This window comes from Blastococcus sp. SYSU D00820 (assembly GCF_054050695.1).
The window spans coordinates 667358-690839 of sequence record NZ_JBJGZW010000001.1 but is presented as its reverse complement, the minus strand read 5'-3'; the positions used below and the strand labels follow the sequence as shown (position 1 = coordinate 690839).

The following is a 23482-nucleotide window of genomic DNA, read 5'->3' as shown; positions in this document are numbered from 1 at the left end:
TGACTGCCCTTACTGGATGTTGACGTCGACCGAGGCCGGCAGGTCGATGCGCATGAGCGCGTCGACCGTCTTCGGCGTCGGGTCGAGGATGTCGATGAGGCGCTTGTGCGTACGCATCTCGAAGTGCTCCCGCGAGTCCTTGTACTTGTGCGGGGACCGGATGACGCAGTACACGTTCTTCTCCGTCGGCAGCGGCACCGGGCCGACGACGCGCGCACCGGTCTTCGTGACGGTGTCCACGATGCGCCGCGCCGAGGCGTCGATCGCCTCGTGGTCGTAGGCCTTCAGCCGGATGCGGATCTTCTGTCCCGCCATCGCCTGTCTTCGCTCCTGCCGATCGGTGTGTCTGTCTGGATGTCTCGAGCCGGTGGTCGAAAACCGTGAGCCGGTCTCGTTCCAGCGGGGTCGGGTCACGGACTGGGCCGGACCCGGGAGACGGGCGGCGGCCGAACCGGCCGCCGCCCGTCTGCGGGGACTTACTTGAGGATCTTGGTGACGCGGCCGGCGCCCACGGTCCGACCACCCTCGCGGATGGCGAACTTGAGGCCCTCCTCCATGGCGATCGGCTGGATCAGCTCGACCGTCATCTCGGTGTTGTCGCCGGGCATGACCATCTCGGTGCCGGCGGGCAGGGTCACGACGCCCGTCACGTCCGTCGTCCGGAAGTAGAACTGGGGACGGTAGTTGTTGAAGAACGGCGTGTGACGGCCACCCTCGTCCTTGGAGAGGATGAAGACCGAGGCCTCGAAGTTCGTGTGCGGGGTGATGGAACCCGGCTTCACGACGACCTGGCCGCGCTCGACGTCCTCGCGCTTGATGCCGCGCAGCAGCAGACCGACGTTGTCACCGGCCTGGCCCTGGTCGAGCAGCTTGCGGAACATCTCGACGCCGGTGACGGTGGTCTTGGTCGAGGACGGGCGGATGCCGACGATCTCGACCTCCTCCGACACCTTGACGATGCCGCGCTCCACGCGACCGGTCACGACGGTGCCGCGGCCGGTGATGGTGAAGACGTCCTCGACGGGCATGAGGAACGGCTTGTCGATCTCACGCTGCGGCTCGGGGATGGCCGAGTCGACGGCGTCCATGAGCTCCATGAGGCGGTTGCCCCACTCGGCGTCGCCCTCGAGGGCCTTGAGCGCCGAGACGCGGACCACGGGGACGTCGTCGCCCGGGAACTCGTACTCGGACAGCAGCTCGCGGACCTCCAGCTCGACGAGCTCGAGGATCTCCTCGTCGTCGACCATGTCGGCCTTGTTCAGCGCCACGACGATGTAGGGGACGCCGACCTGGCGGGCCAGGAGGACGTGCTCCTTGGTCTGCGGCATCGGGCCGTCGGTGGCGGCGACCACGAGGATGGCGCCGTCCATCTGCGCCGCACCCGTGATCATGTTCTTGATGTAGTCGGCGTGCCCGGGGCAGTCGACGTGCGCGTAGTGACGGTTCTCCGTCTGGTACTCGACGTGCGCGATCGAGATCGTGATGCCGCGGGCCTTCTCCTCGGGCGCCTTGTCGATCTGGTCGAAGGCGGACGCCTCGTTGAGGTCCGGGTACTTGTCGTGCAGGACCTTGGTGATCGCCGCGGTCAGCGTCGTCTTGCCGTGGTCGATGTGCCCGATGGTGCCGATGTTGACGTGCGGCTTGGTCCGCTCGAACTTGGCCTTGGCCACTGGGTTCCTCTCCTCGTGGTTACGCAGGTGGTGCGTGCTCTGGGGTGGGCAGTGCTCGGGTGGCGGCGGGCCCCGCGGGGCCCGCCGGCCGGATTACTCGCCGGTGGCCTTGGCGATGATCTCCTTGGCCACGTTCTGCGGGACCTCGGCGTACGAGTCGAACACCATGGTGTAGCTCGCCCGCCCCTGGGTGCGGCTGCGCAGGTCGCCCACGTAGCCGAACATCTCCGAGAGCGGGACCAGGGCCCGGACGACGCGGGCGCCGGAGCGCTCCTCCATCGCCTGGATCGTCCCGCGCCGGGAGTTCAGGTCGCCGATGACGTCACCCATGTAGTCCTCGGGCGTGACGACCTCGACGGCCATGAGCGGCTCGAGCAGGGCCGGGCTGGCCTTGCGGGCGGCCTCCTTGAAGACCATCGAGCCGGCGATCTTGAACGCCATCTCGGACGAGTCGACCTCGTGGTACTGGCCGTCGACGAGAGTGGCCTTGACGCCCACCATCGGGTACCCGGCGAGGATGCCGTACTGCATGGCGTCCTGGATGCCCTGATCGACCGAGGGGATGTACTCCTTCGGGATGCGACCACCGGTGACGGCGTTGACGAACTCGTAGGTCGCCGAGTCGCCACTGATCTCCAGCGGCTCCAGGCTGACCTGGACCTTGGCGAACTGGCCCGACCCACCGGTCTGCTTCTTGTGGGTGTAGTCGACCTTCTCGACCGCCTTGCGGATGGTCTCGCGGTAGGCGACCTGGGGCTTGCCCACGTTCGCCTCGACGCGGAACTCGCGCCGCATGCGGTCGACCAGGATCTCCAGGTGCAGCTCGCCCATGCCGGAGATGACCGTCTGACCGGTCTCCTCGTCGAGGCGGACCTGGAAGGTCGGGTCCTCCTCGGCCAGCTTCTGGATGGCGGTGCCGAGCTTCTCCTGGTCGCCCTTGGTCTTGGGCTCGATCGCGACCGAGATGACCGGGGCGGGGAAGGTCATCGACTCCAGGATCACCGGCTTCTGCGGGTCGCAGAGGGTGTCACCCGTCGTCGTCTGCTTCAGGCCGTTGACCGCCACGATCTGGCCGGCGCCCACGCCGTCGCGCTCCTCGCGCTTGTTGGCGTGCATCTGGTAGATCTTGCCGACCCGCTCCTTGCGGTCCTTGGTGCTGTTGAGCACCGGGGACCCGGCGTCCAGCCGGCCGGAGTACACGCGGATGTAGGTCAGCTTGCCCAGGTGCTGGTCGGTCTGGATCTTGAACGCCAGCGCGGAGAACGGCTCGCTCTCGTCGGCGTGCCGGAGGACCTCGGTCTCGCCGTCCAGCGCGGTGCCGACGATGGCCTCGATGTCCAGCGGGCTGGGCAGGTAGTCGGTGACCGCGTCGAGCAGGGGCTGGATGCCCTTGTTCTTGAACGCCGTCCCGGTCAGGACCGGGTTGACCTGCGCGGCGATCGTGGCCTTGCGGATCGCGGCCTTGATGGTCTCGACCGAGATCTCCTCGCCACCGAGGTAGGCCTCCATGATCGAGTCGTCGAAGTCGGCGATGCCCTCGATGAGCTTCTCGCGGTACTCCGCGGCCTGGTCGGCGAGCTCGGCGGGGATCTCCTCGACGGCGTAGTCCTCGCCCATCTTGGTCTCACCACGCCAGGTGAGCGCGCGCATCTGGACCAGGTCGACGACCCCGAGGAAGTCGGCCTCGGCGCCGATCGGCAGCTGGAGCACCAGCGGGTTGGCACCCAGCCGCTCGACCATCATGTCGACGCAGCGGAAGAAGTCGGCACCGGTGCGGTCGAGCTTGTTGACGAAGCACATGCGCGGGACGCCGTACTTCTCGGCCTGCCGCCACACCTGCTCGGTCTGCGGCTCGACGCCGGCGACCCCGTCGTAGACGGCGACGGCACCGTCGAGCACCCGCAGCGACCGCTCCACCTCGACGGTGAAGTCGACGTGCCCGGGGGTGTCGATGATGTTGATGTCGTAGCCGTTCCAGGAGCACTTCGTCGCGGCGGACGTGATGGTGATGCCGCGCTCCTGCTCCTGCTCCATCCAGTCCATCGTGGCCGCGCCGTCGTGGACCTCACCGATCTTGTAGTTGATACCGGTGTAGAAGAGGATGCGCTCGGTCGTCGTGGTCTTGCCGGCGTCGATGTGCGCCATGATCCCGATGTTGCGGGTCTTGGCGAGCTGGGCCTGGGTGTCGGCCATTCCTCACTCCTCTGTGCTTCGGGTCCGCGTGCGGGTTCCGGGGTTGGCCCGGCGTTCCCGCCGGCGGGGCGCTGGTGGACGGATGCCACCAGCGGGGGGCGACTACCAGCGGTAGTGGGCGAAGGCCTTGTTCGACTCGGCCATCTTGTGGGTGTCCTCGCGGCGCTTGACCGCGGCACCGAGGCCGTTGCTGGCGTCGAGCAGCTCGTTCATAAGGCGCTCGGTCATCGTCTTCTCGCGGCGGGCGCGGCTGTACTGGATCAGCCAGCGCAGGCCCAGCGTGGTGCTGCGGGAGGCGCGGACCTCGACCGGGACCTGGTAGGTCGCGCCACCGACACGGCGGCTGCGGACCTCGAGGGCCGGCTTGACGTTGTCCAGCGCGCGCTTGAGCGTGACCACCGGGTCGGTGTCGGTCTTGGCCCGGCAGCCCTCGAGGGCGCCGTAGACGATCGACTCGGCGACGGAACGCTTGCCGTCGACGAGCACCTTGTTCACCAGCTGGGTGACCAGCGGCGACTGGTAGACCGGGTCGGAGACCAGGGGACGGCGCGGAGCGGGGCCCTTGCGCGGCATGTCAGCTCTTCTCCTTCTTCGCGCCGTAGCGGCTGCGAGCCTGCTTGCGGTTGCGGACGCCCTGGGTGTCCAGCGAACCGCGGATGATCTTGTAGCGCACGCCCGGGAGGTCCTTCACACGGCCGCCGCGCACGAGCACCATCGAGTGCTCCTGCAGGTTGTGGCCCACACCGGGGATGTAGGCGGTGACCTCGATGCCACTGGTGAGACGGACGCGGGCGACCTTGCGGAGCGCCGAGTTCGGCTTCTTCGGCGTCGTCGTGTACACGCGGGTGCACACGCCGCGACGCTGAGGGGAGCCCTTCAGCGCCGGGGTCTTGGTCTTCTCGACCTTGTCCTCGCGGCCCTTGCGGACCAGCTGGTTGATCGTGGGCATGGGTGGCCTGGATCTCCTACCTGCGCTGGGTCGTGCTCTGTGGATGGTGCGATGTCGGTCGTACCGGGTGCCGGTCCTGCAAGGAGGGCCACCCCGATCCTGGCGCACGCCTCCGTCCGGCCCCCGCGGTCGGGCGTGTCGCCCTTCCCAGGACCGGCCGGCTGGTGGAACCGGATCGGTCGCCCCCCGCGACTCGGCGCCGCCACCCCCGGCCGCCTGAGCAGCCCTGGGACGGAACCCGGTGGCTCAGAGGCCGGACCTCTGGACACCCAGGCGCACCGCGAACGGGAGCAGGCCCAGGGCACCCTGGGCACGGCAGACCACGATACCCGCGTGCTGGGGGCCGGTCAAAGCCGGGTCCCCAACCCCTCCGGGCGGCGGTCGATCACCCCGCCGGAAGCCTGCACTGTCCGGGTCAACCGGGGGGTCTGGACGGGCATTCCCGTGTCGTGCGCCACTCCGGGGGCCCGGCGCGGCGGTGGCGGCGACTGTACCGCCGTCCCCGGCGGTCGCGGGAGACCCGCCGACACGGCGCGCGGACGCGATCTGTCGTACCCCGCTCCTACCGTGAGTGGCACGACACACACCCACGGCCACCAGCCGGGAGAGGCGGACACCCCGTGCACATCGACTCGGCGCGCGAGCTCAAGGCGCGCCTGTCCACCCGGCTGGCCGGCTGGCCGGTCCCGGTCAGCGCCAGCTCCCTGGGGCCGGGGCGGCCGTGGTTCCGCCCGGCGCTGGGCCTGGCGCCCGGGAGCGCCGGGGCCGCGCGGCTGGCGATCCGGGTCGCCCTCCCCGACGACGCGGAGGTGCTGCTGGCGGGCCTGCCCGCCAGCGTGCGCGCGGAGGTCGACGTCCGGGTGATCGGGCCGGTGCGTGCCCTGACCGCTCCTCCGCCGGAGGTCCTCCAGCGGCGCACCCGCCCGTTGCGGCCCGGGGTGTCCGTCGCGCACCCGACGGTCACCGCGGGCACCCTGGGTGGCTTCGTGCGCCTGGACGGCCGGCTGGCGGTGCTGTCGAACAACCACGTGCTGGCCGCCAGCGACGCGGCCGCCGTGGGTGACCCCGTGCTGCAGCCGGGGCCGGCCGACGGCGGCGTCGCGGCCGACCGGATCGGCACGCTGACCCGCTTCGAGCGCTTCGCGGCCGGCCTGCCCAACCGGGTCGACGCCGCGGTCGCCGTCCTCGACCCGGGGGTGGCGGCCGAGCCGGGGGCGGTGCCCGGGGGCCCGCTGACCGGGGCCGTGCTCGCCGAGGACGACGTGGACCCCGACGACCTCGTGGAGAAGATCGGCCGGACCACGGGGCACACCCGCGGGCGGGTCACCGCCGTGGAGGTCGACGGGGTGGCGGTGCAGTACGACGACGTCGTCCACACCTTCGACGGGCAGGTGGAGATCGAGGGGCTCATCGGGTCGTTCAGCGCCGGTGGCGACAGCGGGTCGGTCATCTGGCGGAGCGCGGACCGGGCGCCGCTGGGGCTGCTGTTCGCCGGCAGCGACGTCGGCGGCAGCAACGGCGGCGGGGTCACCTTCGCCGCTCCCCTGGCGACCGTGCTGGACGTCCTGGACGCCACCTGGGTGGCCGGCTGACCCCTCCCCCGCTCCCCGGGGCGCAGGGGCTCCCTCCAGGGCGTTCGGAGGAGCACCATGGGCAACATGACCGACCGCGCGTCCGCCCGCGCCGCCAAGAGCGCCCTGACGGCTCAGCTCGCGGCGGTGCCCGAGGTCGTCGGCATCGGCCTGGCCCGCCGCGGCTCGGGCTACGTGGTGAAGGTCGACCTCGCCGATCCCCGGGCCGCCCGGCGCGTGCCCGCCGACGTCGACGGGGTCCGCGTGGTCACGCAGGTCGTCGGGACGATCCGCCCGCTCTGAGCCCGGCCGCTACGGTCGGCGGGGCGTCAACGGTGGCGCCGCCGACCTGAGGAGTGCACGTGCGCATCGGCATCCAGGCCAGCTATGCCGGGGGCTTCCGGGAGACCGCGGCGGAGATCCGCGACCTGGAGTCCGCGGGCCTCGACGTGGCCGCGGTGGCGGAGGTCTACACCTTCGACGCGGTGAGCCAGCTGGGCTACCTGGCGGCCGTCACCGAGCGCGTCGAGCTGCTCAGCGCCATCTTCCCCATCTACAGCCGCACGCCGGCGCTGACCGCCATGACCGCGGCCGGCCTGGACTTCGTCTCCGGCGGGCGCTTCACCCTCGGCCTGGGCGCCTCGGGCCCGCAGGTCATCGAGGGCTGGCACGGCGTCCCCTACGACGCGCCCCTGCAGCGGACCCGCGAGATCGTCGACATCTGCCGCACCGTGTGGCGGCGTGAGCGGCTGGACCACCACGGGCCGAAGTACGACGTCCCCCTGCCCCCGGAGCAGGGCACCGGCCTCGGCAAGCCGCTGAAGCTGATCAACACCCCGGTGCGGGAGCGGATCCCGGTCATGCTGGCCGCGCTGGGCCCCAAGAACGTGGAGCTCGCGGCCGAGATCGCCGAGGCCTGGGAACCCATCTTCTTCGTGCCCGAGAAGGCCTCCGCCGTCTGGGGCGACGCGCTGGCCGCCGGCCGGGCCAAGCGGGCTCCGGAGCTGGGCGACCTCCAGGTGGTCACCGGGGTGCCCGTCGCCATCGGGGACGACGTCGAGCCGCTGCTGGACTTCGTGCGGCCGGCACTGGCCCTCTACATCGGCGGCATGGGCGCCCGCGGCAAGAACTTCTACAACGACCTCGCGGTGCGCTACGGCTACGAGGCCGAGGCACGCACGATCCAGGACCTCTACCTCGCGGGCAGGAAGGACGAGGCCGCGGCCGCGGTGCCCCTGGAGCTGGTCCGGGCGTCGTCCCTCATCGGCCCGGAGGGCTACGTCGCCGAGCGGATCGCGGCGTTCGCCGAGGCCGGCGTCACCACCCTGATGCTCCAGCCCCTCGACGGCAGCCGCGAGGCCCGCCTGCGCACCGTCGAGACGATGAAGGGATTGAGCGACTGAACCGGGGGCCGTGACCGGTCCGCACCGGCCGGGGACGGCCGGCGGGCCGGGGTGGACCCGTCGCGGGGCCCGGAGGGTCCCCGACGGGGACACGGGCAGCGGCTCCGGGCAGGTGGGGACGGCACCTGGCTGCGGTGTCGTCCGGGAGACGACAGATGGAAGGGCCCCCGAGTCCGGAGACTCGGGGGCCCTTTCGTCACTGCCTATCGGGGATCAGCCCCGCCAGTCGTACTCCTCGAGGCGCACGGCCTCGCCGGAGCCACTGCCGAAGACGTCCGGGCTGTAGTACTGCCCGTCGTCGTACCCGGCCATCGTGTAGACGGCGGCGCGGGCCTCCTCGGTCGGCTCGACCGTGATGTTCCGGTAGCGGCTGATGCCCGTACCCGCCGGGATCAGCTTGCCGATGATCACGTTCTCCTTGAGGCCGAGCAGGCTGTCGCTCTTGCCCTGGATCGCGGCGTCGGTCAGGACCTTGGTCGTCTCCTGGAAGGAGGCGGCCGACAGCCAGGACTCGGTCGCGAGCGAGGCCTTGGTGATGCCCATCAGGACCGGACGGGCCGAGGCCGGCTCGCCGCCCTCGGCGACGACGCGGCGGTTCTCGGTCTCGAACAGCGTCCGCTCGACCAGCGCACCGGGGAGGAACTCCGTGGCGCCCGAGTCGATGATGGTCACCCGCTTCAGCATCTGACGGATGATCACCTCGATGTGCTTGTCGTGGATCGACACGCCCTGGCTGCGGTAGACCTCCTGGACCTCGCGGACCAGGTGCAGCTGCACCTCGCGCGGGCCCATGATCCGCAGCACCTCGTGCGGGTCGACCGCACCCTCGGTGAGCTGCTCGCCGACCTCGACGTGCTGACCGTCCTCGACCCGCAGCCGCGACCGGCGCGACAGCTTGTCGTAGACGACCTCGTCGGAGCCGTCGTCCGGGGTGATGGTGAGCTTCCGGAACTGCTCGCCGTCCTCGATCCGGACGGTGCCGGCGAGCTCCGCGATCGGGGCCTTGCCCTTGGGGACACGGGCCTCGAAGAGCTCCACGACACGCGGCAGACCGTGGGTGATGTCCTCACCCGCGACACCACCGGTGTGGAAGGTGCGCATCGTCAGCTGGGTGCCGGGCTCGCCGATCGACTGGGCGGCGATGATGCCGACCGCCTCGCCGACGTCCACCAGCTTGCCGGTCGCCAGCGAGCGGCCGTAGCAGGTGGCACAGGTGCCCAGCAGCGACTCGCAGGTCAGGACGCAGCGGACCTTGACCTCGGAGACCCCGGCCTCGACCAGCTCGGCGATGAGGACGTCGCCGAGGTCGGCGCCGGCCTGCGCGATGACCGTCCCGTCCTCGGCCACCACGTCGGCGGCCAGGGCGCGGGCGTAGACACCGGTCTCGACGTGCGCGTCGCGGGTCAGCTGACCGTCGACCACCGTGGCGATCGGCATGATCACGCCGCGCTCGGTGCCGCAGTCCTCCTCGCGGATGATGACGTCCTGGGAGACGTCGACCAGCCGCCGGGTGAGGTATCCGGAGTCCGCGGTCCGCAGGGCGGTGTCGGCCAGACCCTTGCGGGCACCGTGCGTGGAGATGAAGTACTCCAGCACGGACAGACCCTCCCGGAAGTTGGCCTTGATCGGCCGCGGGATGATCTCGCCCTTCGGGTTGGCGACCAGGCCACGCATACCGGCGATCTGGCTGATCTGCATCATGTTGCCTCGGGCGCCCGAGTTGACCATGACCCAGACCGGGTTGGTGGTCGGGAAGTTGTCCACCATCGCCTGGCTGACCTCGGCCCGCGCGCGGGTCCAGATCTCGATGAGCTCACCGCGACGCTCGGCGTCGGTGATGACGCCGCGCTCGTACTGGCGCTCGATCTGCCGGGCCTCGTTCTCGTGCCGGTCGAGGATCTCCTGCTTGGCCGGCGGGGTGACGACGTCGTCGATGGCGATCGTGACACCCGAGCGGGTGGCCCAGCGGAAACCGGCCGACTTGAGGGCGTCCAGCGTCGCCGCGACCTGCACCTTGGGGTAGCGCTCGGCGAGGTCGTTGACGATCGCCCCGAGCTCCTTCTTCGGCACCTGGTAGTTGACGAAGCGGTAGTCCTCGGGCAGTGCCTCGTTGAACAGCACGCGGCCCAGGCTGGTGACCACGGTGGCCGGGCCACCGGGGGTCCAGTCCTCCGGCTGCTCCCACGCCTCGTTGACCTTGCCGTTGTCGACGCCGAACACCTCGTCGAGGCGGATCAGCGCCCGCTCCTGCAGGCCCAGCGCGCCCTTGTCGTAGGCCATGATCGCCTCGGCCGTCGACGAGAACGCCGCGGGCTTGCCACCGTCGGCCTCGTGCCGGCTCGGCACCAGGGTCGTCAGGTGGTACAGGCCCAGCACCATGTCCTGGGTCGGCGCGGTGATCGGGCGGCCGTCGGCCGGGCTCAGGATGTTGTTGCTGGACAGCATCAGGATCCGGGCCTCGGCCTGCGCCTCGGCCGACAGCGGCAGGTGCACCGCCATCTGGTCACCGTCGAAGTCCGCGTTGAACGCGGTGCAGACCAGCGGGTGGATCTGGATGGCCTTGCCCTCGACCAGCTGCGGCTCGAAGGCCTGGATGCCCAGACGGTGCAGGGTCGGCGCGCGGTTCAGCAGCACCGGGTGCTCGGTGATGACCTCCTCGAGCACGTCCCACACGACCGGCCGCGCGCGCTCCACCATCCGCTTGGCGGACTTGATGTTCTGCGCGTGGTTGAGGTCGACCAGCCGCTTCATCACGAAGGGCTTGAACAGCTCCAGGGCCATCTGCTTGGGCAGACCGCACTGGTGCAGCTTCAGCTGCGGGCCGACGACGATGACCGAACGGCCGGAGTAGTCGACGCGCTTGCCGAGCAGGTTCTGGCGGAACCGGCCCTGCTTGCCCTTGAGCAGGTCCGACAGCGACTTCAGCGGGCGGTTGCCCGGGCCGGTGACCGGCCGGCCGCGGCGGCCGTTGTCGAACAGCGCGTCCACGGACTCCTGGAGCATCCGCTTCTCGTTGTTCACGATGATCTCGGGCGCGCCGAGGTCGAGCAGCCGCTTGAGCCGGTTGTTCCGGTTGATCACCCGGCGGTACAGGTCGTTCATGTCGCTGGTGGCGAAGCGGCCACCGTCGAGCTGCACCATCGGGCGCAGGTCCGGCGGGATGACCGGGACGCAGTCCAGCACCATGCCCATGGGCGAGTTGCGGGTCTGCTGGAACGCCGCGACGACCTTCAGCCGCTTGAGCGCGCGCAGCTTGCGCTGGCCCTTGCCGTTGCGGATGGTGTCGCGCAGCGAGGCGGCCTCGGCGTCGAGGTCGAAGTCGGCCAGCAGCTTCTGCAGGGCCGCGGCACCCATGCCGCCCTCGAAGTACTCACCGAAGCGGTCGCGCAGCTCGCGGTAGAGGCCCTCGTCGGCGATGAGCTGCTTGACCTCGAGCTTGCGGAAGGTGTCGAGCACCTCCTCGAGGCGGTCGATCTCCCGCTGGGCGCGGTCGCGCAGCTGGCGCATCTCGCGCTCGCCGCCCTCGCGCACCTTGCGGCGGACGTCGGACTTGGCGCCCTCCGCCTCGAGCTCGGCGAGGTCGGCCTCCAGCTTCTGCTGGCGGGCCTCCACGTCGGCGTCGCGGCGGTTCTCCAGGTTGGACTTCTCCGCGCTGATCTCGGCCTCGATGGTCGGGAGGTCGCGGTGGCGCGCCTCGTCGTCGACCGAGGTGATCAGGTAGGCCGCGAAGTAGATGATCTTCTCGAGGTCCTTGGGCGCCAGGTCGAGCAGGTAGCCCAGGCGCGACGGGACGCCCTTGAAGAACCAGATGTGGGTGACCGGCGCGGCCAGCTCGATGTGGCCCATCCGCTCGCGGCGGACCTTGGCCCGGGTCACCTCGACGCCGCAGCGCTCACAGATGATGCCCTTGAACCGGACCCGCTTGTACTTGCCGCAGTAGCACTCCCAGTCCCGCGTGGGACCGAAGATCTTCTCGCAGAAGAGACCGTCCTTCTCCGGACGCAGCGTCCGGTAGTTGATGGTCTCGGGCTTCTTCACCTCACCGTGCGACCACTGGCGGATGTCGTCGCCGGTGGCCAGACCGATGCGCAACTCGTCGAAGAAGTTGACGTCGAGCACTGAGTGGACCCCTTTCCCGGGGCTCGGTTACTGCACTTTCTCGAATGGAAGTCGGGGGCGCCGGCCGGCCCCGGGCGGGGCCGGCCGGCGGCCGATCACACGTCCTCGACGCTGGAGGGCTCGCGGCGGGACAGGTCGATGCCCAGCTCCTCCGCGGCCCGGAAGACCTCGTCGTCGGTGTCGCGCAGCTCGATCGCCTGCCCGTCGCCGGAGAGGACCTCGACGTTCAGGCAGAGCGACTGCAGCTCCTTGAGCAACACCTTGAACGACTCCGGGATGCCCGGCTCGGGGATGTTCTCGCCCTTGACGATGGCCTCGTACACCTTGACGCGGCCGAGGATGTCGTCGGACTTGATGGTCAGCAGCTCCTGCAGCGCGTAGGCCGCGCCGTAGGCCTGCATGGCCCAGCACTCCATCTCGCCGAACCGCTGGCCACCGAACTGCGCCTTACCACCCAGCGGCTGCTGCGTGATCATCGAGTAGGGGCCGGTCGACCGGGCGTGGATCTTGTCGTCGACCAGGTGCAGCAGCTTGAGGATGTAGACGTAGCCCACCGAGATCGGCTCGGGGAACGGCTCGCCGGAGCGGCCGTCGAACAGCCGCGCCTTGCCGGTCTCCTGGACCATCCGCTTGCCGTCGCGGTTCGGGGTCGTCGAGCCGAGCAGCCCGATGATCTCCTCCTCGCGGGCACCGTCGAACACCGGCGTCGCCGTCCGGGTGCCGGGCCCGGCCTGCCGCGCCTGCTCCGGGAGGTTGGCCGCCCACTCGGGGGTGCCCTCGACCTGCCAGCCGGACTTGGCGATCCACCCGAGGTGGGTCTCCAGGACCTGGCCGACGTTCATGCGGCCGGGGACGCCGAGCGGGTTGAGCACGATGTCCAGCGGGGTGCCGTCCTCGAGGAACGGCATGTCCTCCTGCGGCAGGATCTTCGCGATGACGCCCTTGTTGCCGTGGCGGCCGGCGAGCTTGTCACCGTCGGAGATCTTGCGCATCTGGGCGACGTAGACCCGGATCAGCTCGTTGACGCCGGCCGGCAGCTCGTCGCCGTCCTCGCGCGAGAACACGCGGACGCCGATGACCTTGCCCGACTCACCGTGCTTGACCTTGAGGCTGGTGTCGCGCACCTCGCGGGCCTTCTCACCGAAGATCGCCCGCAGCAGCCGCTCCTCGGGGGTCAGCTCGGTCTCGCCCTTGGGCGTGACCTTGCCGACGAGGATGTCGCCGGGGACGACCTCGGCACCGATGCGGATGATGCCGCGCTCGTCGAGGTCGGCGAGGACCTCCTCGGAGACGTTCGGGATGTCCCGGGTGATCTCCTCGGCACCGAGCTTGGTGTCGCGGGCGTCGACCTCGAACTCCTCGATGTGGATCGAGGACAGGACGTCGTCCTGCACGAGGCGCTGCGACAGGATGATCGCGTCCTCGTAGTTGTGGCCCTCCCACGGCATGAACCCGACGAGCAGGTTCTTGCCCAGCGCCATCTCGCCCTGGTCGGTGCACGGCCCGTCGGCGATGACCTGGCCGACCTCGACCCGCTGGCCCTCGTCGACGACCGGGGTCTGGTTGATCGAGGTGCCCTGGTTCGAGCGGCGGAACTTCAGCAGCCGGTAGGTCTGCCGGGTGCCGTCGTCGGCCATGACGGTGACGTAGTCGGCGGTGGAGTCCTCGACGACACCGGCCTTCTCCGCCACGACGACGTCGCCGGCGTCGACGGCGGCCCGCAGCTCCATGCCGGTGCCGACCAGCGGCGCCTCGCTGCGCAGCAGCGGGACGGCCTGGCGCTGCATGTTCGCGCCCATGAGCGCGCGGTTGGCGTCGTCGTGCTCGAGGAACGGGATCATCGCCGTCGCGACCGAGGTCATCTGCCGCGGCGAGACGTCCATGTAGTCGACGCTCTCGGGGGCGAGGTAGTCGACCTCACCGCCCTTGGTGCGGACCAGGACGCGGTCCTCGGCGAACCGGCCCTGGGCGTCCAGCGGCGAGTTGGCCTGGGCGACGACGAAGCGGTCCTCCTCGTCGGCGGTCAGGTAGTCGATCTGGTCGGTGACCCGGCCGTTCTCGACCTTGCGGTACGGCGTCTCGATGAAGCCGAACGCGTTGACCCGGCCGAACGAGGACAGCGAGCCGATCAGGCCGATGTTCGGGCCTTCCGGCGTCTCGATCGGGCACATGCGGCCGTAGTGGCTCGGGTGGACGTCACGGACCTCCATGCCGGCCCGCTCGCGGGACAGACCACCGGGGCCCAGCGCCGACAGGCGGCGCTTGTGGGTCAGGCCCGCCAGCGGGTTGGTCTGGTCCATGAACTGGGACAGCTGGCTGGTGCCGAAGAACTCCTTGATGGAGGCGACGACCGGCCGGATGTTGATCAGGGTCTGCGGCGTGATCGCCTCGACGTCCTGGGTCGTCATCCGCTCGCGGACGACGCGCTCCATGCGGGAGAGGCCGACCCGGATCTGGTTCTGGATCAGCTCGCCGACGGTGCGCAGCCGGCGGTTGCCGAAGTGGTCGATGTCGTCGACGCCGTGGTCGGGCTCGCCGGCGTGCAGCCGCACGACGTACTCGATGGTGGCGACGATGTCGTCCTCGGTCAGCGTCAGCGTGGCCTGGGGCACCTCGACGCCGAGCTTCTTGTTCACCTTGTAGCGGCCGACCTTCGCCAGGTCGTAGCGCTTCGGGTTGAAGAAGAGGTTCTCCAGCAGCGCCTGGGCGCTCTCCCGCGTCGGCGGCTCGCCCGGCCGCAGCTTGCGGTAGATGTCCAGCAGCGCCTCGTCCTGGCCGGCGATGTGGTCCTTCTCCAGGGTGGCCAGCACGGTGGGCGACCACTGGAAGTGCTCGCGGATGCGGTCCTCGGTCCAGCCCAGGGCCTTGAGCAGGACGGTGACCGGCTGGCGGCGCTTGCGGTCGATGCGGACGCCGACGGTGTCGCGCTTGTCGACGTCGAACTCCAGCCACGCACCGCGGCTGGGGATCACCTTGGCGCTGAAGACGTCCTTGTCCGACGTCTTGTCCAGGGTCTTGTCGAAGTAGACGCCCGGGCTGCGGACCAGCTGCGAGACGACGACGCGCTCGGTGCCGTTGATGACGAACGTGCCCTTGTTCGTCATGATCGGGAAGTCGCCCATGAACACCGTCTGGCTCTTGATCTCGCCGGTGGTGTTGTTCATGAACTCGGCGGTGACGAACAGCGGCGCCGCGTAGGTCATGTCCTTGTCCTTGCACTCCTCGAGGGACGCCTTGACGTCCTCGAAGCGCGGGTTGGAGAAGGACAGCGACATCGAGCCGCTGAAGTCCTCGATCGGGGAGATCTCCTCGAGGATCTCGGCCAGACCGCCGACCGCGGTCGCCTGCTCCTCGGGCGAGAGGGTGGCGCGCCACTCGGGGCTGCCGATCAGCCAGTCGAACGACGCGGTCTGGAGCGCCAGCAGGTCCGGGACCTCGAGGGGCTCCCGGATCTTGGCGAAGGAGACGCGGAGCGGGGCACCGGGGATCTTCTGCGCGTCGGCGCCGCCGGTGTGCGGGCCGGGCTGGGGGACCTGCGGGGTGTTCTGGGTGGTGCCTGACTCGGTGGTGCTGGCGGAGATGCTGGTGGGGCGAGAGCCTGCCAAGATGCGTCCTTCCAAGGACCTCACGACGTGCGGGCGGTCGGTGCTGGTTCGTCCTGGGTCGTCGTCGGTTTCGGCGGGGCTGCCCACTGGGCTGCTGACCGGCCCGACCGACGGTCGACGGGTGCTCGGAGCAGGGTTCCCCGGGCACCCCAGGCGACCCGTCTCGGCGGGCATGCAGTCAGGGGGCAGCGCAACAGGGAACCCTACCCCTGACTCGGAGGGCTGTCCACGTCGGGTGTCCGGGAGCGACCAGGAACACACCGGGAAGGACAGCGACCGCCCGAGGGGGTGGGCGACTGCCGCGGCCATGATGCCAGCCCGGCCGGCTCCGGTCAGCTGCCACGCCGGGTGAGGACCCCGCCGGGCGCCGCCGCGGGCGGGCCGGGCGGGGTCCTCACCCGGTGGTCAGGAGCGTCAGGTCGCTGATCTTCCAGGCCTCGTCGACCTGCACCATGTCGATCCGCACCGTCTGGGTGCAGGACTGCTCGCCCTCCTCGGTGACGACGCACTCCGAGCCCTCCGGCGCCGGCTGCGTGCCGCTGTTCACCGACTCCACCACCAGCTGGCCGAAGACGACGAGCGTGGCCGCCGTCTGGTCGTCGTTGACCTGCTGGAGGCCCACGTCGACGACCTCGTACCGGGTGGTGGCCGAGACCTGCTCGTAGGTGGCGATGATCGAGCTCTGCGTCTCGGCCTCGTACTGGTCGCGCAGGTCGCCGGTGAGCACGTCGAGCTGGCCGGCGACGCTGCCGTCGGCGTCCCGGTAGTCGAACGCGTAGAGCGCCTCGACGTTGGTGCGGGCGGCGTCGAAGACGTCGGGGGTCACGAACGTGCGGTCCACCGGCTTCCAGAGCAGGTAGCCGACCGCGGCGGCCGCCAGCACGCACAGCGCGGCGAGGACGGCGCCCACGGGCACCCGCCGGCTGCGGGCCGCGGGGGGAGCCGGGCGCGCCGGCGCGGGCCGGCTGCGCCGGGCGGCCGGGCGGGCGGCGGGCCTGCGCGCCGGCGCCGGCTTCGCCAGGGACACCGGCTCCTCGGCGGACGCCGCCGGCCGCCCGGTGCCGCTGCGCGGTGCGGGCCGCGGCTGCGGGCGCGGGGAGGTGCGGGCCGGCTCGCCGCCCGCCTCGTCGCGGTCGCGGCGGCTGCCGGCCACCCGCGGGCGCGGGCTGGGGCGCGGGCCGGATGCGGGCCTGGGCCGCGGGGTGGGCCGGGGCCGCTCGTCGGGGGTCTCGCTCACCACCGCGTCACCGCCCCGTGATCCCGGAGAGCAGCCAGCGGCCGTCCTCGCGCGTCATCTCGACCTCGATCCGGTAGCGGGTCACCTGCCCCTGCTGGCCGGCGGACGCAGTCGTCGCCTGGATGACCATCAGGACGGTCGCCTCCTCCTCGCCGGCGCGGGTGACGCCGGCCCCGACCACCTCGGTGTTGACGACGACCTGGCCCTGGACCAGCGCGTCGCGCTGCTCCTCCAGCCGGGCCACCGACTCCTCCCGCAGGTCGCCGGTGGTCACCCGCCGGGCCTGCTGGATGTCGTCGTCGAGGGTCAGGTGGTCGAACGAGGTGAGGTCGACGACGTTGGCGCGGGCGGCCTGCAGCACCCCCACGTAGGAGTCGGTGCGGACGGCGGACTCCTCGGCGAACAGGCGCGGGGCCAGCAGCCAGCCGATCGCGGCCAGGAGCAGCACGAGGACGACGGCCAGGAGCGGCACCAGCGGCACCGCCGGCCGGCGCCCCCGGGTACGTGCGCGGGGGGCTTTCTCGGCGTCGTCGTCCGCGGGATCCTCGTCGGCCTCGCCGGGGGTGTCCGCCACCGGTGCCGCGGTCGCACCCCGGCGGCGCCGCCGGGGGCCGCGGGCCGCCGGCGCCTCGGGCGCAGCGTCCCCGGGCCCCGGTCGGTCCTCCTCCGCGGCGCCGGCCTCCGGCGCCTCGGTCAGGGTCGTCCGGCCGCCGTCCTCCCCCGTGACCGCAGCCGGCTCGTCGGCCTCGGCAAGGCCCGTGGTGGGCGCGCCGGAGGGCGCACCCCCGGTCGTGCCGCGGCGCGCTCGCGCCTTGCTCGTCACCCGCGTCTGTCCTCTCGTCGGTCGGTCTGGTCGGGCCGGCGGCCGGTGCCGCGGTCAGCCCACGGTGCGGGAGAACGGCGTGGCACCCAGGATCGTGCCCAGGACGCCGTCGACGATCCCGGTGACGGGGTCCAGGGCCCCGGTGATCGGGCCACCGCCGCCGCCCTGGCCCTGGGGGCCGGGGGCGCCGACGCCGCCGTCGCGGCCGATGTTCTGCTCGCCGCGCAGGTTCGACCCGGACTCGTCCAGGCCGTCGCCCGGGTCCGGGTCGACACCGTTGACGACCTGGCAGGACACCGAGTCGACGTCGACGGTCGCCACCGACGCCGGGGTCGGCGTCTGCCCCGTGGAGACGTAGCCGCTGGTGCAGGCCCGCGGGTCGTCGGCGTTGAGCACGAAGCCGAAGTGCGCCCGCATCGTGCCGCCGTCGTTGCGGACGACGGTGAAGCCGCCGGAGACGACGTCGGGATAGGTGACCAGCAGCTGCTCGACGCCGTCCAGGCGCGGGATGTAGACGCCGTTGAGGATGTCGAGGTTGCGCACCAGCGAGCCCAGCCCGGGACCGGCCCGGTCCACCAGCTGCTGCAGGGCCTCGCCGGCGTCGGGGGCGTTGACCACGAGCGAGCGCAGGTCCGGGTCGATCTGCACCAGCGTCTCGCTGATCAGCCGGAGGTCCTCGGCCCACTGCTCGATCGCCGAGCGGCCGGCCACCTGCGTCTCGAGCACCGTCCGGCCGTCGGTGATGAGGGTGAGCGTCTGCGGCAGCGACTCCTCGGCCCGGGCCAGCAGGAGGTCGCCGTTGTCGATCAGCCGGGCGAGGTCGTCGCCGGCGCCCTGGAAGGCCTCGCCGAGCTCCTCGACGACGATCCGCAGGTCCTCCGGGTCCAGGGAGGTGACCAGCTCGTCGACGTTGAGCAGCAGCTGCTCCACCGGGATGGGGATCGACGTCCGGGACTGCGGGATGACGTCGCCGTCGGCCAGGAAGGGCCCCTCGCCGTCCGGCGGCCGGAGGTCGACGTACTGCTCGCCGACCGCGCTGCGGTTGGCGACGACGGCCGCGGTGTCGGCGGGGATGGGCGCGGCGTCCGGGTCGATGGTGAGGGTGACCCGCACCCCGTCGTCGATCAGCGCCATGTCGCTGACCCGGCCGACCGCCACGCCGCGGTAGGTGACCTCGGCGTTGACGAAGATGCCGCCGGAGTCGACGAAGTCGGCCTCCACGTCGTAGCCGCTGCCCAGCAGCAGCCGGTCCAGGCCCACGTAGTTGAAGCCGACGTAGGAGATGCCGAGCAGCGCCACCAGGGCGAAGCCCAGCAGCTGGAGCTTGGTCCGGCGCGTGATCACGGCTGGCCCCCCGTCGTGCCGGGCAGCGGGCCGATGCCGTCCAGGCCCGGGATGACGCCCGTGCCCTGCCCGGTGCCGCCGGTGCTCCCCTGCGCGGTGCTGCCCCCGGTGGTGCCGCTGCCACCGGCCGTGGCGTTGCCCGGCGGGGTGCCGGCGACGCCACAGCTGCCGCCGGCGACGTCCTGGGGCTCGAGGGTCTCCAGGGCGCCGGTGACCGGGTCGACCACGTAGCGGCAGAGCAGCTCGCGCAGGTCGAAGTTCAGCGTCGCGGTCATGTTGGTGAACAGCCCGTACCCGCCGGTGCGCATGTCCGGCCGGTAGTTCAGCGCGCCCAGCGAGCTGGCCGGGAACGGATAGGTCAGCAGCAGGTCCAGCGAGCCGGCCAGGTCGGGGCCGGCCGCGGCCAGCTGGCTGAGGATCGGCTGCAGCTGCTCCAGGTCGGCGACGGTGTTCGCGCCGGCCTCGTTGATCACCCGGGTGCCGACCTCGCCGAGCCGGGCCAGGCTGTCGAGCATCTGCACCAGCAGGTCGCGCTGGGAGTTGATGACGTCCAGCCCGGGGCCGATGCTGTCCAGCGCCGTCTCGATGGTGCCGGTGCGGGCGGCGAGGGTCTCGGCCAGCGCGTTGGCGCTCTCGATCGCCCGGACGATCTCCGCGCGCTGCTCGTCCAGCCCGCCGATCAGCGTGTCGAGCTGCTCCAGGGTGGCGCGGATGTCGTCCTCCCGGCCCTCCATCGCGTCGGCGAGCTCCCGGCTGATCGTCTGCAGCTGGGCCAGGCCGCCGCCGTTGAGCACCAGCGACAGTGCCCCGAGCAGCTCCTCGACCTCCACGTTGCGGTTGGTGCGGTCGAGGGTGATCAGCGCGCCGTCGGCCAGCTCGCCCTGGGGCTGCTCGCTGCCGGGGGCGGCCAGCTCCACGTACTTCTCCCCCAGCAGCGAGGACTGCTGGATCATCGCCACCGCGTTGGCCGGCAGGTCGACGTCCCCGTTGACCTCGACGGTCACCAGCGCCGTCCAGTCGTCGCCGAGCTCGATGGCCTCGACCCGGCCGACCGGCACGTCGGCCACCCGGACGCCGGCCTGCGGCACCAGGTCGAGGACGTCGGCGAACTGGATCTGCACCGTGTACGGGTCGTCGCCGAGGTCGGCGCCGCCCGGCAGCGACAGCGAGTAGGCGCCGCGGAAGCCGCAGCCCGAGAGCAGCACCAGGCCGGCGCCGAGCGCGCCGAGCCGCCGTGTCAGTGCGTTCACCGGTTCCCTCCCAGGTCCGGCAGGCCGATGACGCTGCCGCCGGTGCCGGGCGACGGGGCGCCGCCGCCGAAGAGCGTGCCGAGCAGCTCCTGGAGGTCGGGGATCCCGTTGCCGTTCAGGTCGTCGAGCTGCCCGTCGTTGCCGGGGTCGCCGGAGAGCAGCCGCAGGCAGATCTGCTCGGTCGGCGGCAGGGTGAGGAACTGGGTCAGGTCGGTGAGGTCGACCCCGGCGACCTGCAGCCGGCCGGCGGTCTGCAGCAGCTGGCACACCACGATCTCCGGGCTGGTCGCGCCCAGCGAGTTGTCGCGCGTGTCGAGCGTGCCGTAGTCGGGGTTGTAGGCGTGCGCGACGTTGCCCAGCGCCGCCGGTGCGACCTCGAGGATCTCGGCCAGCGCGGCCCGCTGCTGCACCAGGGTGAGGGTGACGTCGGCCAGCCGGTCGACGTTCGTGGTGAGCAGCGCGCTGTTGGTCTGGACGAAGGTCGCGATCTCGCCCAGCGCCTGCGACAGCAGCGCCACGGCGGCGGCGAGGTCGGCCCGCTCCGCCTCCAGCTGGGCGGTGACCGCGGCCATGTTGTCGTTGAACTGCGACACCTGGGCGTCGATCGTGGCCAGCGCGGTGGTGAAGGTCTGCAGGTTGTCGATCGAGCCGAACAGGTCCTCGCGGTTCTCGGCGAGGGTCTCCACCGCCTGCGAGAACCCGGTCAGCGTGCGGTTGAGGGCCTCGCCGTTGCCCTCGAGGTTGTCCGCGCCGACGGCGAGCAGGTCCTGCAGCGCGCCGTCGCTGTTGGCCCCCGTGGGCCCGAGGGCGGCGGAGAGCTCGTCGAGGGCGCTGTACACCGAGTCGAGCTCCACCGGCGTGCCGGTGCGGTCCAGCCCCAGCTCCGCGCCGTCGGCCATCGTCGGCCCCCCGCTGTAGACGGGGGCGAACTGCACGTACCGGTCGGAGACCAGCGACGGGGCCAGGATGACCGCGTCGGCGTCGGCCGGGATGTCGTAGTCCTCGTCGATCAGCATCTCGACCCGCACCCGGTCCCCCTCGGGGACGACGTCGGTGATCTCGCCGACGTCGATGCCGAGGATCCGCACGTCACCACCCGGGTAGACGCCGATGGCCTGGGTGAAGTACGCGGTCACCCGGAACTGATCGGCCGGCCGGAGCACCGTCCAGCCCAGCGCCCCGAGGAGCACCAGCGCCGCGGCCAGCGCGACGCCGCGCTGCAGGGTGCCGCTCACGGCGTGTCCGCGCAGGTGACGAGGCCGCCGGGGATCTGCTCGGTGGTGCCGCAGACCACGGAGGCCACCACGCCCGGCAGGAGGTTCTCGACGAAGCTGTCGAACCACCGGCCGTTGCCCAGGGTGTTGGTGAACACCCGGACGAACGGGGCGAAGTTGGCCACCGTCTCCCCCAGCTGGGTGCGGTTGCGGGACAGGATGTCGGTCACCGTCGCCAGCTGCTGCAGCGCCGGGGTCAGGGCCTCGCGGTTGTCGGCCACGAGCCCGGAGAGCTGTTCGGCCAGCTCCTGGGTGTTGGTGAGGATCGCGTCGATCAGCGCCCGCCGCTCCTGCACCTCGGTGAGCAGGGTGTTGGAGTCCACGATCAGCCGGGTGAACTCGCCGTTGCGGTCGGAGAGGACGGCGGTGACGTCGCGCGTGGCCGACAGCAGCTGCTCGAGCTCGGCGTCCCGGGAGGAGATCGTCTCGGACAGCCGGGCCAGCCCCTGCAGGGAGGTCCGCACCTCCTCCGGGGTCTCGGCGAAGGTCTCGGCCAGCACCTCGAAGGAGTCGGCGAGCTGGGCGGTGTCGATCTGGTCCACGGTCGTCGACAGCCCGGTGAAGGCCTCGACGACGTCGAAGGGCGACGCGGTGCGCTCCAGCGGGATGCGCTCGCCGGGGTCCAGCGGCGTCGTGCCCCGGGGCACGAGGGCCAGGTACTTGGCGCCGAGCACGGTCTCGATCTTGATGGCCGCCTGCGACTGGTCGCCGACGAAGGCGTCCCGGACCCGGAACTCGACGGTGACCGCGCCGTCCTCCAGCGACAGGCTCTCCACCTGGCCGACCTTCACGCCGGCCACCCGCACCGGGTCGTCGGGCTTCAGGCCCGCGGCCTCGGAGAACTGGGCGCGGTAGACCTCGCCGCCGCCGATGATCGGCAGCGACTGGGCGTTGAACGCGAGCAGCACCAGCAGCGCGATCACCGAGAGGCTGATCGCCCCGATGGTGACCGGGTTCCGGTCGCGGAACGGCTTGCCGTGCCGGGCCATCACCCGCACCCCCCTGCGCCGCTGTTCAGGCCGCCGGCGGGGACCTCGCTGCCCTGCGTCTGGCCGGGCAGGACGACGTAGCCCGACGCCCCGCACATGTAGAAGTTGAACCAGCTGCCGTTCACCGCGGTCCGCGTGATCAGGTCGATCTTGGTCGGCGCGAGCTGGAGGAAGCCCTCGAGCACGTCCCCGGTGTCGGCGAGGTTGCCCGCCAGGTCGCCGAGGGCCTGGATGTCGGCGGCCAGCGGGGGGCGGGCGTCCTCGAGCAGCTGGGTGGTCGAGACGGCCAGCCCGTCGATGGTCTGCAGCGAGTCGAAGATCGCGTCGCGGTCCTCGCTGAGCCCGGTGACGAACTGCTGGAGGCTCACGATCAGCGACGACAGCTGCTGGTCGCGGTCGGCGACGGTGCTCATCACGGTCGTGAGGTTCTCGATCAGGCTGCCGATGACGGCGTCGCGGTCGGCCAGGGAGGTGCTCAGCGAGGCGACGTGGCCGAGCAGGCTCTCCACCGTGCCGCCCTCGCCCTGGAAGACCTGGATGATCTCGAACGACAGCCGGTTGACGTCCTCGGGCGACAGGGCCTGGAACAGCGGCTGGAAGCCCCCGAACAGGGTGGTGAGGTCCAGCGCCGGGCGGGTCTGCGACAGCGGGATGACCCCGCCCTCCTCGAGCCGGCGGCCGGCCGAGCCGTCGCCCTCGGTCAGCGCGATGTAGCGCTGCCCGACCAGGTTCCGGTAGCGGATCGTCGCCTGGACGCCCGCCGGCAGCGGCACGTCGGCGGCCACCTCCAGCCCGACCTCGGCCAGGGGCTGGTCGCCGTCCTGGACCAGCTCGATGCCGGTCACCTGGCCCACCCGCACACCGGCGATGCGGACCTCGTCGCCCTCGACCAGCCCGGCGACGTCGGTGAACCGCGCCTTGTAGGCCAGCTGGTCGCCGTAGCCGGCGTTGGTGATGGTGGCGACCAGCACGTAGCTGGCCAGCACGGTGACCAGCGCGAAGATCGCCAGCTTGGTGAGGGGCCCGGCCAGGCTCTTCACGTCGTCACCCCCGCT

The 23482-nt window shown here is 71.4% G+C and carries 17 protein-coding genes; 3 read left to right on the top strand and 14 right to left on the bottom strand.

The window, feature by feature from the left end; genetic code table 11:
* Positions 1–9 precede the first annotated feature (9 nt).
* The 5 genes from rpsJ to rpsL form a co-directional block, all read right to left on the bottom strand.
* Positions 10–315, bottom strand: coding sequence for a 30S ribosomal protein S10 (rpsJ, locus tag ACI79R_RS03305; RefSeq protein ID WP_014742859.1), 306 nt, complete (start codon positions 313–315; stop codon positions 10–12).
* Between the two features lie 161 nt (positions 316–476).
* Entirely contained in the window at positions 477–1670 is a 1194-nt protein-coding gene (tuf, locus tag ACI79R_RS03300; protein WP_456572144.1) for an elongation factor Tu, read from the bottom strand.
* Positions 1671–1763: 93 nt separating this feature from the next.
* Entirely contained in the window at positions 1764–3863 is a 2100-nt protein-coding gene (gene fusA, locus ACI79R_RS03295) for an elongation factor G (RefSeq protein WP_456572143.1), read from the bottom strand.
* A gap of 102 nt (positions 3864–3965) precedes the next feature.
* Positions 3966–4436 (bottom strand): 30S ribosomal protein S7, encoded by a 471-nt coding sequence (gene rpsG, locus ACI79R_RS03290; RefSeq protein WP_456572142.1) that lies wholly within the window; start codon positions 4434–4436, stop codon positions 3966–3968.
* Between the two features lies 1 nt (position 4437).
* A complete protein-coding gene (rpsL, locus tag ACI79R_RS03285) occupies positions 4438–4812 on the bottom strand; it encodes a 30S ribosomal protein S12 (RefSeq protein WP_012950487.1) in 375 nt (124 codons plus the stop codon).
* A 620-nt stretch (positions 4813–5432) separates the two neighbouring features.
* Here rpsL and ACI79R_RS03280 point away from each other — a divergent pair.
* The 3 genes from ACI79R_RS03280 to ACI79R_RS03270 all read left to right on the top strand — a co-directional run bounded on the left by ACI79R_RS03280 (position 5433) and on the right by ACI79R_RS03270 (position 7786).
* Complete coding sequence (locus ACI79R_RS03280; RefSeq protein WP_456572141.1) at positions 5433–6404, top strand: hypothetical protein; 972 nt, start codon at positions 5433–5435, stop codon at positions 6402–6404.
* Positions 6405–6470: 66 nt separating this feature from the next.
* Positions 6471–6686: a hypothetical protein gene (locus ACI79R_RS03275; protein WP_456572140.1), complete on the top strand. Its 216-nt coding sequence runs from the start codon at positions 6471–6473 to the stop codon at positions 6684–6686.
* A 59-nt stretch (positions 6687–6745) separates the two neighbouring features.
* Entirely contained in the window at positions 6746–7786 is a 1041-nt protein-coding gene (locus ACI79R_RS03270; protein ID WP_456572139.1) for an LLM class F420-dependent oxidoreductase, read from the top strand.
* 213 nt (positions 7787–7999) lie between these two features.
* Here ACI79R_RS03270 and ACI79R_RS03265 read toward each other — a convergent pair whose 3' ends face one another.
* The 9 genes from ACI79R_RS03265 to ACI79R_RS03225 all read right to left on the bottom strand — a co-directional run bounded on the left by ACI79R_RS03265 (position 8000) and on the right by ACI79R_RS03225 (position 23467).
* The gene (locus ACI79R_RS03265; protein ID WP_456572138.1) at positions 8000–11905 is read right to left on the bottom strand and encodes a DNA-directed RNA polymerase subunit beta'; all 3906 of its coding nucleotides are present in this window, start codon (positions 11903–11905) and stop codon (positions 8000–8002) included.
* 95 nt (positions 11906–12000) lie between these two features.
* Positions 12001–15510 carry a DNA-directed RNA polymerase subunit beta gene (rpoB, locus tag ACI79R_RS03260; RefSeq protein ID WP_456572137.1) on the bottom strand — a complete coding sequence of 1170 codons (3510 nt, stop codon included), beginning with the start codon at positions 15508–15510 and terminating at the stop codon, positions 12001–12003.
* A 394-nt stretch (positions 15511–15904) separates the two neighbouring features.
* On the bottom strand, positions 15905–16747 hold the full coding sequence (locus tag ACI79R_RS03255) for a hypothetical protein (RefSeq protein WP_456572136.1): 843 nt from the start codon (positions 16745–16747) through the stop codon (positions 15905–15907).
* Positions 16748–16754: 7 nt separating this feature from the next.
* The gene (locus ACI79R_RS03250) at positions 16755–17570 is read right to left on the bottom strand and encodes a hypothetical protein (RefSeq protein ID WP_456572135.1); all 816 of its coding nucleotides are present in this window, start codon (positions 17568–17570) and stop codon (positions 16755–16757) included.
* Between the two features lie 54 nt (positions 17571–17624).
* On the bottom strand, positions 17625–18914 hold the full coding sequence (locus ACI79R_RS03245) for an MCE family protein (RefSeq protein WP_456572134.1): 1290 nt from the start codon (positions 18912–18914) through the stop codon (positions 17625–17627).
* Positions 18911–20164 carry an MCE family protein gene (locus ACI79R_RS03240; RefSeq protein WP_456572133.1) on the bottom strand — a complete coding sequence of 418 codons (1254 nt, stop codon included), beginning with the start codon at positions 20162–20164 and terminating at the stop codon, positions 18911–18913. The genes ACI79R_RS03245 and ACI79R_RS03240 overlap by 4 nt, the downstream gene beginning before the upstream one ends.
* Complete coding sequence (locus ACI79R_RS03235) at positions 20161–21399, bottom strand: MCE family protein (protein WP_456572132.1); 1239 nt, start codon at positions 21397–21399, stop codon at positions 20161–20163. Before ACI79R_RS03235 ends, ACI79R_RS03240 begins: the two co-directional genes overlap by 4 nt.
* A complete protein-coding gene (locus ACI79R_RS03230) occupies positions 21396–22427 on the bottom strand; it encodes an MCE family protein (protein ID WP_456572131.1) in 1032 nt (343 codons plus the stop codon). Before ACI79R_RS03230 ends, ACI79R_RS03235 begins: the two co-directional genes overlap by 4 nt.
* The gene (locus ACI79R_RS03225; RefSeq protein ID WP_456572130.1) at positions 22427–23467 is read right to left on the bottom strand and encodes an MCE family protein; all 1041 of its coding nucleotides are present in this window, start codon (positions 23465–23467) and stop codon (positions 22427–22429) included. The genes ACI79R_RS03230 and ACI79R_RS03225 overlap by 1 nt, the downstream gene beginning before the upstream one ends.
* Positions 23468–23482 lie beyond the last annotated feature (15 nt).